Below are 16,212 nucleotides of genomic sequence, written 5' to 3' on the forward strand. Positions count from 1 at the left end.
ACTTGCCAGATCAGGCAGGTTTGCAATGAAATTATTTTAGAAAAACAGGAAACCGAAAATGAAGACAACGGTTTGTTTTGAAAAAAATCCACCCAAAGCTGAAACAGGTTTTCAGAATGGGGTTTTTCTACAGCGTCGTTATGCACCAAAGGAAGCTGCGCTCTCATGTCAATAGCCGTGGTAAAGAACCAGATTAATGCCTTCCTCGCGACCGAGAAGCCAGAAGTTATCGCCATAAAGGGTGCGTGGGGTGTTGGAAAAACATACAGTTGGAAGCAATTCCTCTTTGCTGCCAAACTGTCAAAAGAGATCGCACTGAAGCGTTATTCCTACGTTTCGTTATTTGGCATCAATTCTCTTGACGCACTCAAATATGCAATATTTGAGAACGTCATTAGCCGAGACATTATTGGTACTGACGCCAGCATCGAGACCTTCAAAAGCAATACCACAACTCTTCTTGAAAGCATGGGCCGGAAATCCCTAGGGATATTTAGGGGGGCTTCGCTTCTAAAAGGTTTTACACCAGCCATAGAGTCGCTTTCATTTCTCTCGCTGAACAAATCGGTCATCTGCATCGACGACCTGGAGCGCAGAGGAACTGGGCTATCCATAAAGGATGTGCTTGGCCTTGTTTCTCAGTTGAAAGAACAAAAGGAATGCAAAATTGTTCTGCTACTGAATGACAAGGAAGACGGGTTGGAGGATTACCAGAAATACCGCGAAAAAGTCATAGATATCGAGCTGGCCTTTGCGCCTACGGCAAGAGAGTGTTCACAAATCGCTTTCGATCCTAACTGTGACACGACGCGCGGCCTGCCGGAGCTGACAGAAAAGTTAAACATCAGAAACATCCGCGTCCTAAAGAAAATTGAAAGATTAGTAACGCTCGCTCAACCTCTTCTTCGGGGGTACGAGCCCGAGATATCCCACCAAGTTGCGCATTCAATAGTCTTGTTTTCGTGGTGCTATTACTGCAACAGCGAAGGCGCGCCACATCTAGATTTCGTCACTAATCTAGGTTTCAGTTCTTGGGGAATAGGCGATGAAGATGATGCCAGCAACGACGACGAGAAAAAGAAGTGGAAGACCGATATTGGCACGTATGGCTATACGCAGACTGATGAACTTGATTTGATCTTGGCAGGGGCGGTCCGTTCTGGATATTTTGTTGAAAAATCCTTTCAGGAGCGGGCGGCCAAAAAAAATGATGAATTGCTGGCGGCGAAAGCAGAGGGCTCGTTCAGTAAAACATGGGAGCTGTATCACAACAGCTTCGACGACAATCAGCATGAGTTGGTCGGCAAGTTGTACGAGAGCTTCCTTAAGAACGCAAAAAACATCACGCCAATAAACCTGAACGGGACCGTTAGACTTTTTAGGGAATTGGGAGAGTCAGAAAAGGCATCGATAATTATTGATCACTACATATCCACACGAAAGGAGGAACAAGAACTATTCAATATGGCAGAGAATAACTTTTTTGGTGATATTCGAGATCAGGAAATTGTCGACAAATTTAACAACCATTTCCAGAAATCTGTGGCCGTCGAAGATGCACGTATGGTGCTTGCGAGGATTTCGGGGAAGGATGGATGGAATCAGAAGGACGAAATTGTTCTGGCGAATACCACTGAGGATGAGTACTACGACATATTCAAATCCGAAAAGGGAGATCATCTGTCGAAATACATCCGTACATGCCTGCGATTCGGGCAGTTCGGAAATGCAAGCGAACAACAGAAACAAATCGCCAGCAGAGCGATTGGCGCTCTAAGGCGAATCGCTGACGAAAGCGAGTTGAATCGGCGCAGAGTGAAAAAGTTCGGTATTGAAGTTGAGAATGCATAATCGGGTAAGGGCGAGTTTCTCTCTCGCCCTCCCCACACCACCTAGCATGCGGGTCCGCACTAGGCGGTTGAAGCAGGATAATGAAAACGGACCCACTGATCTTTGATCGACACCAAGCCCTGTGCGGCCAACCAAGCGTTCGACATCGCCATTTGCGTTATCGGTGTGCGCGACATGGCGTACGGTCCTTCCTTACCGACTCTGAACCACTTCCCCCACCACCGTAGTTGCATAAGCCCCGGCCGGGAGGCTAAAGCTGAGCTGAAGGCTGTTCTCATCCCATTGCCAGAGGAGTCCTTGGGGGCAAAGACGTAAAGGGCGGCGTTCCTGGTCCATCCCGGCCTCTTCACAACCTTGGGTCCAGAGCGGTGGGCAGCTGGCGATGATTTCTTGTTCGAGGACGAGTGCCTGGCCGCGGGTGGGCAATTCGCCTTTGCCCCACAGCGAGCCGGTGGGATGAATGTCGTGTTCCGCCAGTCGCCGTTGAATGGTTTCGTCGATCTCATCGGCGATGAAAAAGCTGCGGCTGCCGTTGAGATTAAGCGCGTCACCGGGTAGCGCTTGTTCCCAAGTGCCTTCACGGACGCGGCGATCAAGTACGGTGTTAAAGATGGCGGAGCGCAAGGTGGAGAGATAGATACCGCGCAAATGACGATCTGGTACGCGCTGCTCACCGCGCACCATGGCTTCGGCATTGGCGAGATTGTCGTGGCCAAAACGTTGCTCGCCGAAGTAATTAGGCACACCGCGCGTGGCGACGAGTCTTAAACGTTCTTCAATCGCATCGCGATCGCCTTGCACATCGCGCAGGGTGATAATGAAACGATTGCCGCGCAGACCGCCACGGCGCAGCTTGCGGCGGCCGCGAGTGGCATTGAGTACGCGCCAGCCGTTTTCAGTCCATTGCTTGCATTCTTCTGGATCAACATTTTTGAGATGCAACGTGAACCATTGGCGAGTGATCGCGTGGCGGTCCTTGAGTCCGGCGTAGCTGACATCATTTATCCGCACCTTGGCGACTTGTGCCAGGCGCTTGGCAAGTTGCTCGGTGTTGAGGCCGCTTTTTTCGATCCACAGCCAAATATGTTCGCCCTCGCCCTCTGGCTCGAAGCCTAACTCTTCTTCGACAATGAAGTCTTCGGGGGATTGACGCATTACGCCAGTGGCGATGGGTTGGCCGTAAGCATAGGCAAGATTCATTGGAGTTTTTACCTGCAGATTGATATCGGATTATGTAGGATGCGGTGACGAAGGAACCGCATCGTGCCCAAAGCGCTTCGCGGGGCAGGCTCTTCGCGATTGATGCGGTTCGCCATGCTCACCACATCCTACAACTTCTATTTTGTAATCAGCACCACAGAATGCGCTGCAATGCCTTCTTTACGTCCGGCAAAACCCATGCCTTCGGTAGTCGTCGCTTTGACGTTAACCTCTTCACTGGTTACACCAAGATCGGCCGCGATGTTGTCGCGCATTTGTTGAATATAGGGTTTGAGTTTGGGTGTCTGGGCAATAATGGTGAGGTCGGCGTTCACGACGCGATAGCCACGTGCTTGCAACAGCTTCATCACATGACGCAGCAAAATTCGACTATCGATGTCTTTGTAATCGGCGCTGGTGTCGGGAAAGTGGCCGCCGATATCGCCCATGGCGGCGGCACCGAGCAATGCATCGCACAGCGCATGCAACACCACGTCACCATCGGAATGCGCGGCCATGCCTTGATCGTAAGGAATAGTGGCGCCCCCCAGCACCAAGCGTCGGCCTGGTGCGAAACGATGGGCGTCGTAACCGTGTCCTACTCTCATGCGTTGCGCTCCTGTTGTTCGAGATACATCTGCGCCAGAGCCAAGTCTTCCGGGCGGGTAATTTTGATATTGTCGGGATGACCTTCCACCATCATCGGCATATACCCTGCCGCTTCCATCGCTGCTGCTTCATCGGTGATGTGCAAGCCGCGGCTGGCAGCCTGTCGCAGTGCATCACGCAACACCGCAAGACGAAACATTTGCGGCGTGAGTGCCCGCCATAAATGTTCGCGCGGCACGGTGGCGATAATCTCGCCCTGGGCATTGGTGCGTTTCATGGTGTCAGCCACCGGTAGACCGAGCAATCCACCAATCGGATGTTGCGCCAATTGCTGAATCAGACGATCAATATCGCTACTACGCAAACATGGCCGTGCGGCATCATGCACCAGCACCCAGTCATTCTCAGCAGCAACTTTGCTCAAGGCCGTAATTGCATTCAACACCGAGTCCGCACGCTCAGCACCGCCCACGGTGGTGTAAATCAGTTTACTGATATGAGTCAACATGAGCGTTGGCCACAGCTCATCCTGTGGACTGAGCGCGACCATCACACCCGAGATGCGTGGATGCGCCACCAAACGAGTAATGCTGTGCTCAAGGATGGTTTTACCACGCAGCGTGAGGTATTGTTTGGGTTGAACTGCCCCCATACGGGTGCCAATTCCCGCCGCCGGGATCACCGCCCAATAACGCGTTGTTTCACTCATCGACGATCTGGAAGAAGGTTTCGTCTTTGCTCACCATCCCCAACTCGGCACGGGCGCGTTCATCAATCGCTTCGACGCCGTGTTTGAGATCTTGCACTTCGGCATCGAGCGCCGCATTACGTTCACGCAGCAGAGCGTTTTTTTGTTGCTGCGCATCGATGGCCTGATGCAACTGGTAGACCTCCATAAAGCTGCCCGAGCCAAACCAGAGCTTGAACTGCAAGACCAGCAGCAGCACACCCAAGATGGCAATCAGCACCTTCATAATCGGGTGGCACGCCACGTTACCGTGGCTGTGCCTTTCACCTCACTGTTATTTCAGGTTATAGAACGCTGCGCGACCGGGGTAACTGGCCTTGTCGCCCAGTTCCTCGGCAATACGCAGTAATTGGTTGTACTTGGCCACGCGATCCGAGCGTGACATGGAACCGGTCTTGATCTGTCCGGTATTAGTCGCCACCGCCAAATCGGCGATGGTGGTATCTTCAGTTTCGCCGGAACGATGCGACATGACGGCGGTGTAACCGGCTTTCTTCGCCATTTCAATCGCAGCGAAGGTTTCAGTCAGCGTACCGATCTGATTAACCTTGATCAGGATCGAGTTGGCGATCTTCTTGTCGATGCCTTGTTTCAGAATCTTGGTATTGGTGACGAACAAATCATCGCCAACCAATTGCACTTTCTTGCCCAGGCGCTGCGACAGCTTTGCCCAGCCGTCCCAGTCGCCTTCAGCCATGCCATCTTCAATGCTGATAATCGGATACTTATCAACCCAGGCGGCGAGATAATCGACGAACTGCTCGGAAGTCAGGCTCTTGCCTTCGGATTCCAGGACATACTTGCCGTCTTTGTAGAATTCGGAACTGGCGCAATCAAGACCAATGAAAATATCTTTACCAGCCTTGTAACCGGCTTTTTCAATCGCCTCAAGAATGATTTCAATCGCTGATTCGTTGGATGGCAAATCCGGCGCAAAACCACCCTCATCACCGACAGCAGTATTCAAACCTTTCTTGTGCAACACCTTTTTCAGGTTATGGAACACTTCAGCACCGTAGCGCAGGGCTTCAGCAAAGCTGGGCGCGCCCACGGGCAGGATCATGAATTCCTGCATATCAACACTGTTGTCGGCGTGCGCACCACCGTTGATAATGTTCATCATCGGTACCGGCAGTTGGAACGGGCCTTGACCGCCAAGATGGCGATATAAAGGAACATGCGCTTCAGCAGCCACGGCCTTGGCGACGGCCATCGAAACACCGAGAATGGCATTGGCGCCGAGACGTTCTTTGTTATGCGTGCCATCAAGATCAATCATGATCTGGTCGATCTTGGCTTGATCGTTGGCGTTTTGGCCGAGCAGTGCTTCACGAATCTCTTCGTTGACGTTTTCAACGGCCTTCAGCACACCTTTGCCAAGATAACGCTTGGCATCACCATCGCGCAGCTCGATCGCTTCGCGCGAACCGGTGGAGGCACCGGACGGCACGGCGGCACGTCCCATTGCACCTGAATTCAAAATGACATCGACTTCTACTGTCGGGTTACCGCGCGAATCGATAATTTCGCGCCCACGAATATCCGCTATCTGGGACATTATTTTCTCCGTTTCATTCAATTATTATTCAACTATTGCGAACAATTCACCAAAACCCAAAAAAATCCAACGCAGTGACGCAAAGACGCGGAGAAAACAAAATAACATCCACCCCAGCCGTGCGTTTATCCTGCATTACCTTTGCGTCTCCGCGCATCCGCGTTGGATTTTTGAGATTTTTCATGTCTCAGCGATAAAACTTATACCGTATCTTCCAGGAAGCCACGCGATTTCACTGCATCGTCAATCAGTTTCAATGTTTCGAGCAACGCTGCCATCTGTCCCAAGGGCCAGGAATTCGGGCCATCGCTGAGCGCCTGTTCCGGGTTGGGATGAGTCTCCATGAACAAGCCGGAAATTCCCGCCGCGACTGCCGCCCGCGCCAGCACCGGCACGAATTCGCGCTGGCCACCGGAACTCTCGCCCCGGCCACCGGGTTGCTGCACCGAATGCGTGGCATCAAACACCACCGGACAACCGGTTTCGCGCATAATCGCCAGTCCGCGCATGTCAGAAACGAGCGTATTGTACCCGAAAGATACCCCTCGATCGCAGACCATAATCTGATCGTTCCCCACCTCTTTGGCCTTGGCGACGACATTAATCATGTCCCACGGCGCCAGAAACTGGCCTTTTTTGATGTTTACGGGCTTACCCTGCCGGGCCACGTTTTGAATGAAGTTGGTTTGACGACACAGAAATGCCGGCGTCTGCAACACATCCACCACGGCGGCGACTTCATTCAGTGGCGAATCTTCATGGACATCGGTCAGCACCGGCACACCGATCTGCTGCTTCACCTTTTCCAAAATCCGCAGACCTTCTTCGATGCCAGGCCCGCGAAAGCTCTTGCTTGAGGTACGATTCGCCTTGTCGTAAGAAGATTTATAAATGAACGGAATTTTCAACCGCGTAGTAATCTCCTTGAGCACACCGGCGGTTTCGAGCGCCAGCGTTTCACTCTCGATCACACAAGTTCCGGCGATCAAGAACAATGGCTGCTGGAGTCCAACTTCAAAACTGCACAGCTTCATGCGTTCACCACCTCTTTGCATTGTTCACGGCGATAAGCCACTGCGGCCTCGACAAAACCTTTGAACAGCGGATGCCCGTCACGCGGTGTCGACGTGAATTCAGGATGGAACTGACAGGCGACAAACCAGCGATGCGCGGGCAGCTCAATGACTTCAACCAGATTGCCGTCCATCGACACACCGGAATACACCATGCCCGCCTTGGCCAGAACCTCGCGATAACCGTTATTGAATTCATAACGATGACGATGACGCTCGACGATCACATCTTTACCATAGAGTTGGCGCGCGAGAGTGCCTTGTTGCAAACGGCACTGCTGGCCACCGAGGCGCATGGTGCCGCCGAGATCGGAATCCTGGCTGCGGCGTTCGATCTTGCCTTCACCTGTAGTCCATTCCGTGATCAACGCGATCACCGGGTGCGGCGTTTCAGCCTTGAATTCAGTGCTGTGCGCCTTTTCCAGACCGGCGACATTGCGCGCATATTCAATCACCGCTACCTGCATCCCCAGGCAAATCCCAAGGTAAGGGATGTTATGGGTGCGGGCAAATTCCACGGTACGGATCTTGCCCTCGACGCCACGTTCACCAAAACCACCCGGCACCAGGATCGCATCCATATCTTTCAGACGCGCCGCGCCTTCGTTGTAAATGTCTTCAGAATCGATATACGTAATCTTTACTTTGGTACGAGTATGAATCCCCGCATGGATCAAGGCCTCGGTCAGCGACTTGTAAGATTCGGTGAGATCGATGTATTTGCCGACCATGGCGATGTTCACTTCTGACGTCGGATGGGTCAGATCGTGCACCACCTTATCCCACTCCGCAAGATTTGCAGCAGGCGCAGTGATGTGCAATTTCTGAGTAACGATTTCATCCAGACTTTGCTCGTGCAACAAACGTGGAATGCGATAAATGGTATCGACGTCGATCGCGGCAATGACCGCCTTTTCTTCAACGTTAGTGAACAGTGCAATCTTGCGCCGCTCATCTTCTGGTATCAGTCGATCAGCACGACACAATAAAATATCCGGCTGGATACCAATCGAGCGCAGCTCTTTTACTGAGTGCTGCGTCGGTTTGGTTTTCAGTTCACCCGCCGTTGGAATATAGGGCAACAGCGTCAGATGCATGAACAGAGCGTTGTCGCGACCGAGTTCGACCGCCATTTGGCGGATGGCTTCCAGGAACGGTAGCGATTCAATGTCGCCCACGGTGCCACCAATTTCGACCATCGCCACATCGGCACCTTTGGCACCTTCACGAATCAGGCGTTTGATCTCGTCAGTGATATGCGGAATCACCTGCACGGTGCCGCCGAGGTAATCCCCACGCCGTTCCCTGCGAATGACATGCTCATAAACACGGCCAGTGGTGAAGTTATTGGCCTTGGTCATGGTCGTGCGCACAAAGCGCTCGTAGTGGCCCAGGTCGAGATCAGTCTCGGCGCCGTCTTCGGTCACATAGACCTCGCCGTGCTGGAACGGACTCATGGTGCCGGGGTCGACGTTGATATAGGGATCGAGCTTGAGCAGAGTAACCTTCAGACCACGGGCCTCGAGGATGGCCGCCAGCGAAGCCGAGGCAATCCCTTTGCCCAATGAGGATACTACCCCGCCCGTTACAAAAATGTATTTAGTCATAGAGTTACGATAAGCTTCGCCGTGGAAGAAAAACGATCAGGACGGGAGGGCAGATTACCAGAAAGGCCGAATTTACTCAATGGAAACAAGCACTCGGTCACGATTCACCACAGAGGCACGGAGGCACGGAGGACACAGAGAAGTTAAATGACCACCGGCAGCCGGTGTGGCTTATTGGGTGAGCGCCTCAAAGGCGCCTGAAAAACCAGGTGCCGCCTTAAGGCGGCTGTCACCCGCTATTTTCCTCCCCTCCTCATGACATGAGGAGGGGTGCCCGGAGGGCGGGGAGTTTTTCTTGGCCTGCTGCAACCTCTCCTGCCACCTCAACCTGGAACCCTGCCTTCTCCACTGCTGCGATAAACGGCCCCCACAAGGGAATGCCGGCGATCTGGACCAGCTCATCTCCGAGATAGACCAGCGGCACCCGATCACGCAACCACGGCGGAATCTCCAGGTCTTGCAGCAGCTTTTTTAACGATGTGGCGTGATTCATTCCCATCACCTGAACCTGCTCTCCCCGCTGGCGGAAGCGCACAGACACCGCTTGCTGACCCAGTGACGCTTTTTTGAGCTGGCTACAGACCAGGCGCCGACCATCCGGCAGTAACAGTGGTTTTTCCAGGTTATCCCAGGGAATAACGAGATCGAACTGAAATTCGGCCAGCGGCGGCATCAGATACAAATAACCGGCATAACGACGCATCTCGGCCCCCGGCCAGTGGACACAGGGCTGGCGATCCTCGCCCGCTGCCACCACATCTGACAGCACATGCTGAAGCTTGATATCAGTGGGTAGTGCAAACCCCTGTTGCCGCACCCAATAACGCAGCACATTTCGCTGCCGTTCTGGTGTTAACATCTTTAAACCGGCAATTGAAATTACATCTGACTTCGCTTCTTGAAGATGAAGCAGATCTTGCTGCGCCAACTCGTCCAGCAACAGCGCTGATTCAGCACACAAACGCGCACTGCGATCCAGCGTTCTGGTCAGCGATGGCCAGCGCTCGCGCAAGCGTGGGATGATTTCATGACGCAAAAAATTGCGATCATAATCGGTATCGAAATTGCTCTCGTCATCAATCCACTGCAAATTATAAACACTAGCGTATTCAGCAAGTTCAGCGCGCGTAAATTGCAGCAGTGGCCGTAGCAATGTACCTGCGCCAAACGGCGTCTGTGGCGCCATTGCTGCTAAGCCTTTAGGCCCTGCGCCACGCAATAATTGCAGCAATACTGTTTCCGCTTGATCGTCTTGGTGATGGGCAGTACAGAGATATCCCCCTGACTGAATCAGGTCCAAAAAGGCCTGATAACGTGCCTCGCGCGCGGCGGCCTCTGGGCTTGCGCCTGCCTTCAAGACTACGGTGACACTAATGGATTTAAATGGCACCGAGAGCGCATTACAGACTTGCTCGCAATGCCGTGCCCAGTCGCTGGCGTGCGGGCTCAGCCCATGATTGATATATACCGCACGAAGATTGACTGACAAGGATTCGCGTAACTGTGCCAAAAGATGCAATAACACATGCGAATCCATACCACCGCTGTAGGCCACCCAGATACAGGCGCCGGGGGGCAAAAACGATAATTGCTCACCCAACCGCTGGCCCAAAGAAGCCATAATACTTTTTACGACTTTGTACTCTCGGTGAACTTGCCATAGCCCATCAAACGCTGATAACGCGTTTGCAACAAGGTATCAATATTCACCTTGCGCAGTTGTCTGACCTGCTCCAGCAAAACTTCTTTCAATTGCACGGCAATCACATCTGGATTCCGATGGGCGCCGCCTTGCGGCTCAGGAATGATGTGATCAATCAGGCCCAATTTTTTCAGGCGATCGGAAGTCAACCCCAAGGCCTCGGCAGCTTCAGACGCTTTTTCCGCACTCTTCCACAGAATCGAGGCACACCCTTCCGGCGAAATGACCGAATAAGTACTGTACTGCAACATCATCACCCGATCACCGACGCCGATTGCCAAGGCACCGCCGGAACCACCCTCACCAATCACGGTACAGATAATCGGCGTACGCAATTCGGCCATCACAAACAGATTGCGGGCAATGGCCTCACTCTGGCCACGCTCTTCGGCATCGATACCCGGATAGGCGCCCGGCGTGTCGATAAAGGTGAGGATCGGCAATTTAAAACGTTCCGCCATGTGCATCAGGCGCAAGGCCTTGCGATAACCTTCCGGCCGCGGCATACCGAAATTACGGCGGACTTTTTCCTTGGTGTCACGGCCCTTTTGCTGACCGATGATCATCACCGGCTCACCTTCCAGCCGCGCCACACCGCCGACAATGGCGGCGTCGTCGGAAAAGGCGCGATCACCATGCAGCTCTTCAAAGTCGGTGAAAATCCGGGCGATGTAATCCAGGGTATACGGGCGCTGCGGATGACGCGCCAACTGCGAGATCTGCCAGGCGTTCAGATTCTTGAAAATCTGAGTCGTCAGGGCTTTACTCTTGTCTTCCAGTCGTTTGATCTCGCCTTCGATGTTTAATTCGTTATCGCTGCCAACGTGGCGCAATTCTTCGATCTTGGCTTCAAGTTCGGCGATTGGTCGTTCAAAATCTAAAAAACGCATGGATTGATGACCTAATTGATAGACGTGCGGCTATTTTACCCGGATGTAGCCAGTGGGGGAACCCGCAACTAAACAGGGCGATTCGTGACGCCCCTACGGGTAAACGACCCGGACTCTCTCTTTCCCCGCCAATTCATTGAGCCGATGGATCAACTCGTCCGCTGGCCGCACCTGCCACTCCGCCCCGAGTGCCAGCTTGGCCCGAGCACCCTCGCCTTCATAACTCAACCACACAGGGCATCCGCCCTGACGATAAGGCTTCAACAATTGACTGAGTGAATCGACAAAGCCGTTCGCCGCCTCGGATTGCTCCAGACGAATTTCGAGCCGCTTGGCGAAACGTTCTCGCGCCTGCTCAATGTCAAAGATGTGTTCGCAACTCATGCGGAATGAACCGGAGTAATCATCGACACTGACCGCGCCTTCAACCACCAGCAATTTATCTTTCACCAGAAGATCACGATACCTCTGATAATTTTCGGAAAACACCGCCAGCTCAACCCGTCCGGTACGATCATCGAGCGTGACAAACGCAATGCGATCACCGCGCTTGCTTTGCATGGTACGCACACCAATGACGAGACCGGCGACCACGATCGCTTGATTCTTATCCGACTTAAGATCCGCCAAACGAGCACTAACAAACTTGTTCAGTTCAGGCTCATAACGCGTGATCGGATGACCAGTGAGATAAAGCCCAAGCGTTTCTTTTTCGCCCTGCAAACGCTCATCGTCCTGCCATTCGGGTATCACGTTATATTCGGTAGGACTTTGTTGGAGCTTGGTGCTTTCAAAACCGAACATGTCGGCAAAACCGGCGTTTTGGTTTTGGTTGTGTTGTTCAGCCAAATGAATCGCCGTAGTCAACGAATTCATCATCGTGGCGCGATTGGGGCCGAGCTTATCCAGCGCACCGGCGCGTATCATTGCTTCCAGTAGACGGCGGTTGACCTTGCGCAAGTCGATGCGACGGCAGAAATCAAAAATATCTTTAAATGTGCCGTTCTTGCGGCGTTCTTCAATCACGGTATCCAGCGCTGCCACGCCAACACCCTTGATCGCACCCAAACCATAGAGAATAGTTTTATCATCAGCAACAGTGAACGAAGAATCGCAGGTATTAATGTCCGGCGAAAACACTTCGAGCTTCATGGTGCGGCATTCTTCAATCAGTGTTACCACTTTATCGGTATTGTCCATATCCGCCGACAACACCGCGGCCATAAACGCCGCCGGATAATGCGCCTTCAGCCAGGCCGTTTGATAGGACACCAGCGCGTAAGCGGCCGAATGCGATTTATTGAAACCGTATTCCGCGAATTTCTCCATCAAGTCGAAAATCGGCGTCGCAATGTTCGGCGCGATACCGCGTTCTTGCGCGCCCTTGGTAAAGATGTCGCGCTGCTTGGCCATCTCCTCGGGTTTCTTTTTACCCATGGCGCGCCGCAACAAGTCGGCGCCGCCAAGGCTGTAACCGGACAGCACCTGCGCAATCTGCATGACCTGTTCCTGATACACAATAACGCCGTAGGTGGGCTTGAGTACGGGTTCCAGCAACGGGTGCGGATAGCTGACTTTGGCCAATCCTTTTTTACGATTGATAAAGTCATCCACCATCCCCGATTGCAAGGGACCGGGGCGGAACAAGGCCACCAGCGCAATAATGTCTTCGAAACAATCCGGCTGCAGGCGCTTAATCAGATCCTTCATGCCGCGAGATTCCAGCTGGAACACCGCAGTCGTTTCACAATTCTTTAACAGGCGATATGCGGCCGGATCGTCCAGTGGAATCAGGTTGATATCGATCGCGTCTTCACCCGCCTGCTTGCGAAGCGCATTAACCGTCTTCAAGGCCCAATCGATAATCGTGAGCGTACGCAGACCGAGAAAGTCAAACTTCACCAGTCCAACGGATTCGGCATCATCTTTGTCGAGTTGAGTGACAGCGCCGTGGCCGCCTGCTTCACAATAGAGCGGACAAAAATCTGTCAGCGGTGTCGGCGCGATCACCACGCCACCGGCATGTTTACCGGCGTTGCGCGACAGCCCTTCCAACGACATTGCCATGTCGATCAGAGTTCTGACATCTTCATCCTGTTCATAGCGCTGGCGCAGGACTTCTTCCTGTTCCAGCGCTTTTTCCAGCGTGATGCCTAATTCAAAGGGCACCAGCTTGGCGATTTGATCGACAAAACCATAAGGATGCCCCAATACCCTACCGACATCGCGCACCACCGCCTTAGCCGCCATACTGCCGTAGGTGATGATCTGCGACACCTGATCGCGGCCATATTTGTGCACCACATAGTCGATGACCTCATCACGCCGATCCATGCAAAAATCGACGTCGAAGTCGGGCATGGACACACGTTCCGGATTCAGGAATCGCTCGAACAGCAGATCATAACGCAGCGGATCAAGATCGGTAATCAGCAGCGCATAGGCCACTAATGAGCCTGCGCCCGAACCACGTCCCGGCCCGACCGGGATGCCATTTTCCTTGGCCCAGCGTATGAAGTCAGAAACGATGAGAAAGTAACCGGGGAATCCCATCTTGATGATGACATCAAGTTCAGTTTCCAGACGCTGACGATAGGGTTCACACTGCGATGCATACTGCGCAGCAGCGGGATCAAACAATAGAGGTAAACGCGCCGCTAAGCCTTCGCGCGAACGATGGCGAAAATAATCACTAATCGTCATTTCCGCTGGCACCGGGAAATCCGGCAACACAGGATTGCCGAGTTTGAATTCCAGATTACAACGGCGCGCAATCTCTACAGAATTTACCAGCGCCTCAGGAATATCAGCAAACAACGCCGCCATTTCGGTGGCACTGCGCAGATACTGCTGGTTGGAATACAGTTTCGGTCGACGCGGATCATCGAGCGTTCGGCCATCGTGAATACACACCCGCGCCTCGTGCGATTCGAAATCATCGGCCTTGATAAAATGCACGTCATTGGTGGCCACGACCGGCAGATTAAGTTCCAGCGCCAGGATCAGGGATTCCTGAACATGAATTTCTTCATGATCACGGCCTGTGCGTTGCAACTCTAGATAGAAACGATCCGGAAACAATTGCGCCCAACCCGACGCCAGCTCACGGGCCATCTCCGGATGACCTGCCAACAACGCTTGCCCCACATCGCCGCCACGGCCACCGGAAAGCACAATCAAACCGTCGCTGTGACCCGCCAACCATTCATAGTCGAGGGTCGGCACACCGCGATGCTGGCCCTCGATATAGGAGCGCGTGATGAGGCGGCTGAGGTTAAGATAACCCTCGCGGTTCAGACACAACAGCACCAAGCGGCTCAGCTGCCCGCCATTGATGTTGCGATGGATCCAGACGTCACAGCCGATGATCGGCTTGATCCCTGCGCCCATGGCCGCCTTGTAAAACTTGACCATGGCAAACAAATTGGACTGATCGGTGAGCGCCACGGCGCCCATCCCACCCGCGGCGACCGCCTTGACCAGCGGCTTGATCCGCACCACACCGTTAACCAGTGAGTACTCGCTGTGAACCCGGAGATGAACGAATGAGGGTGATGACATCGGGCTATTGTAGCGTGGCCTTGCAGGCCTCACCACCTGAGAATTTAAATCAAAATATCAACTTTACTCATTGATTAATATAATCTAAGTGTTAACCCGCAAAAGGGGCGCAACTTTTTGCGTCGGCTCTTTTCAGCACGATGCTTATACGCCCTCACGGCATCGCCAGCTCGATAATCAGCTTGCCATCGCGCACCATGACGGACTTGATCTCGCTACCCATAAACCGTTGGGGTTCGCTTGTCTGGCCCAGGGCATAAATGGGATAACCTTGCAGCGCCTGCCGAACGACCACCTCGGCGAACTGCCGGATTTGCTCGACTAAGGGCGGCGCAATATCGACGAGCGTGAGCTTCTCGACGCGGGCATCATCCAGATAAAATTCGCCGCGCTTGCGTTCGAAGCGCAGTTTTCCATTCACTTCGGCGAAACCGGAAATTGCGATTTGCTGAACCGCCGTCGCCTCTAGCCGCAGGCGTAAACCGATGCGATCACTGTTTTCACGCAACATCACTTCAGGATGATGCAATTGCATGCTGACCATGCTGTCTTCACGCGTGATGGGAAATAGTCGCTCCACTCGACGCTGCATATCGGCACGATCCAGGGTGATGATGAAGCTCATCTCTCCAGCAACCATCGGCTGCACTGGCATCAAGGTCATCAAGATTAAGAAAAATGTGCCTCTGGTTACATTGGCGAGGCTGCAATGGGACATGGTTATTTCACTGCCCCTGTTTTAATCCTGCGTTCACTTCCCTGTAAGCACATAAACCGTACCCAGTGCAGGGTGGGCAAATCATTGATCACACGCTTTCTTTGTTCAGTGAATTCGCCATCGCCCGCTGCACCGGCGCGTAACTGCGGCGGTGGATGGGGGTAACGCCGAGCTGTTGCAGGGCCTTAAGATGCACGGGCGCGGGATACCCCTTATGTTTAGCGAAGCCATAGCCAGGATAGGTCTGATCGAAGGCCACCATTTCCTGATCGCGCGCCACCTTGGCAATGATCGAAGCGGCACAGATGGCAGGCACAGATTGATCACCCTTGACGATGGCCTGCGCTGGATACGACAAGATGGGGCAACGATTACCATCAATCAGCACTTTTGACGGCGCCACGGTCAGTCCTGCGACCGCTCGCTGCATCGCCAACATCGTCGCATGCAAGATGTTGAGCTGGTCAATCTCCTCAACCTCGGCCCGGCCCAAAGACCAGGCCAGAGCCTTGGCACGAATCTCAATCGCCAACCGCTCACGCTGCGCCTCAGACAATGCCTTGGAATCACGCAGTCCCTCGATCGGATTCGCGGGATCTAAAATTACCGCTGCCGTTACCACTGGCCCCGCCAGCGGGCCGCGCCCCACTTCATCGACCCCTGCTACCAGCATGGCTTCTAATCCCGACGCCATC

At 53.4% G+C, this 16,212-nt stretch carries 13 protein-coding genes; 1 reads left to right on the forward strand and 12 read right to left on the reverse strand.

Annotated elements, in window-relative coordinates:
- The first annotated feature begins 165 nt into the window (after window positions 1-165).
- On the forward strand, window positions 166-1,851 hold the full coding sequence (locus HY272_00565; GenBank protein MBI3771186.1) for a hypothetical protein: 1,686 nt from the start codon (window positions 166-168) through the stop codon (window positions 1,849-1,851).
- A 192-nt stretch (window positions 1,852-2,043) separates the two neighbouring features.
- On the opposite strand, the gene truD is transcribed toward HY272_00565, so the two are convergent.
- From truD to rnhB, 12 genes are all read right to left on the reverse strand, one after another.
- The gene (truD, locus tag HY272_00570) at window positions 2,044-3,051 is read right to left on the reverse strand and encodes a tRNA pseudouridine(13) synthase TruD (protein ID MBI3771187.1); all 1,008 of its coding nucleotides are present in this window, start codon (window positions 3,049-3,051) and stop codon (window positions 2,044-2,046) included.
- Between the two features lie 137 nt (window positions 3,052-3,188).
- A complete protein-coding gene (gene ispF / locus HY272_00575; protein MBI3771188.1) occupies window positions 3,189-3,659 on the reverse strand; it encodes a 2-C-methyl-D-erythritol 2,4-cyclodiphosphate synthase in 471 nt (156 codons plus the stop codon).
- The gene (gene ispD / locus HY272_00580; protein MBI3771189.1) at window positions 3,656-4,369 is read right to left on the reverse strand and encodes a 2-C-methyl-D-erythritol 4-phosphate cytidylyltransferase; all 714 of its coding nucleotides are present in this window, start codon (window positions 4,367-4,369) and stop codon (window positions 3,656-3,658) included. Before ispD ends, ispF begins: the two co-directional genes overlap by 4 nt.
- A complete protein-coding gene (gene ftsB, locus HY272_00585; protein MBI3771190.1) occupies window positions 4,362-4,634 on the reverse strand; it encodes a cell division protein FtsB in 273 nt (90 codons plus the stop codon). Before ftsB ends, ispD begins: the two co-directional genes overlap by 8 nt.
- Window positions 4,635-4,682: 48 nt before the next feature.
- Window positions 4,683-5,966 (reverse strand): phosphopyruvate hydratase, encoded by a 1,284-nt coding sequence (gene eno, locus HY272_00590; protein ID MBI3771191.1) that lies wholly within the window; start codon window positions 5,964-5,966, stop codon window positions 4,683-4,685.
- 200 nt (window positions 5,967-6,166) lie between these two features.
- Window positions 6,167-7,000 (reverse strand): 3-deoxy-8-phosphooctulonate synthase, encoded by an 834-nt coding sequence (gene kdsA / locus HY272_00595; GenBank protein MBI3771192.1) that lies wholly within the window; start codon window positions 6,998-7,000, stop codon window positions 6,167-6,169.
- Entirely contained in the window at window positions 6,997-8,646 is a 1,650-nt protein-coding gene (locus tag HY272_00600) for a CTP synthase (protein MBI3771193.1), read from the reverse strand. Before HY272_00600 ends, kdsA begins: the two co-directional genes overlap by 4 nt.
- 253 nt (window positions 8,647-8,899) lie before the next feature.
- The gene (gene tilS / locus HY272_00605; GenBank protein MBI3771194.1) at window positions 8,900-10,267 is read right to left on the reverse strand and encodes a tRNA lysidine(34) synthetase TilS; all 1,368 of its coding nucleotides are present in this window, start codon (window positions 10,265-10,267) and stop codon (window positions 8,900-8,902) included.
- 8 nt (window positions 10,268-10,275) lie between these two features.
- The gene (gene accA / locus HY272_00610; GenBank protein ID MBI3771195.1) at window positions 10,276-11,238 is read right to left on the reverse strand and encodes an acetyl-CoA carboxylase carboxyl transferase subunit alpha; all 963 of its coding nucleotides are present in this window, start codon (window positions 11,236-11,238) and stop codon (window positions 10,276-10,278) included.
- A gap of 93 nt (window positions 11,239-11,331) precedes the next feature.
- Window positions 11,332-14,799 carry a DNA polymerase III subunit alpha gene (dnaE, locus tag HY272_00615; GenBank protein ID MBI3771196.1) on the reverse strand — a complete coding sequence of 1,156 codons (3,468 nt, stop codon included), beginning with the start codon at window positions 14,797-14,799 and terminating at the stop codon, window positions 11,332-11,334.
- A gap of 154 nt (window positions 14,800-14,953) precedes the next feature.
- Complete coding sequence (locus HY272_00620; GenBank protein ID MBI3771197.1) at window positions 14,954-15,517, reverse strand: DUF1439 domain-containing protein; 564 nt, start codon at window positions 15,515-15,517, stop codon at window positions 14,954-14,956.
- Window positions 15,518-15,605: 88 nt separating this feature from the next.
- On the reverse strand, window positions 15,606-16,211 hold the full coding sequence (gene rnhB, locus HY272_00625) for a ribonuclease HII (protein ID MBI3771198.1): 606 nt from the start codon (window positions 16,209-16,211) through the stop codon (window positions 15,606-15,608).
- Window position 16,212: the final 1 nt, after the last annotated feature.

This window comes from Gammaproteobacteria bacterium, assembly GCA_016200485.1.
GTDB lineage: Bacteria > Pseudomonadota > Gammaproteobacteria > Tenderiales > Tenderiaceae > JACQEP01.

Coding starts and splice junctions, on each gene's coding strand:
- ispF (MBI3771188.1), bottom strand. CDS start 3,659: ATGAGAGTAGGACACGGTTACGACGCCCATCGTTTCGCACCAGGCCGA.
- ispD (MBI3771189.1), bottom strand. CDS start 4,369: ATGAGTGAAACAACGCGTTATTGGGCGGTGATCCCGGCGGCGGGAATT.
- HY272_00565 (MBI3771186.1), top strand. CDS start 166: ATGTCAATAGCCGTGGTAAAGAACCAGATTAATGCCTTCCTCGCGACC.
- dnaE (MBI3771196.1), bottom strand. CDS start 14,799: ATGTCATCACCCTCATTCGTTCATCTCCGGGTTCACAGCGAGTACTCA.
- HY272_00600 (MBI3771193.1), bottom strand. CDS start 8,646: ATGACTAAATACATTTTTGTAACGGGCGGGGTAGTATCCTCATTGGGC.
- HY272_00620 (MBI3771197.1), bottom strand. CDS start 15,517: ATGTCCCATTGCAGCCTCGCCAATGTAACCAGAGGCACATTTTTCTTA.
- kdsA (MBI3771192.1), bottom strand. CDS start 7,000: ATGAAGCTGTGCAGTTTTGAAGTTGGACTCCAGCAGCCATTGTTCTTG.
- ftsB (MBI3771190.1), bottom strand. CDS start 4,634: ATGAAGGTGCTGATTGCCATCTTGGGTGTGCTGCTGCTGGTCTTGCAG.
- tilS (MBI3771194.1), bottom strand. CDS start 10,267: ATGGCTTCTTTGGGCCAGCGGTTGGGTGAGCAATTATCGTTTTTGCCC.
- accA (MBI3771195.1), bottom strand. CDS start 11,238: ATGCGTTTTTTAGATTTTGAACGACCAATCGCCGAACTTGAAGCCAAG.
- rnhB (MBI3771198.1), bottom strand. CDS start 16,211: ATGGCGTCGGGATTAGAAGCCATGCTGGTAGCAGGGGTCGATGAAGTG.
- eno (MBI3771191.1), bottom strand. CDS start 5,966: ATGTCCCAGATAGCGGATATTCGTGGGCGCGAAATTATCGATTCGCGC.
- truD (MBI3771187.1), bottom strand. CDS start 3,051: ATGAATCTTGCCTATGCTTACGGCCAACCCATCGCCACTGGCGTAATG.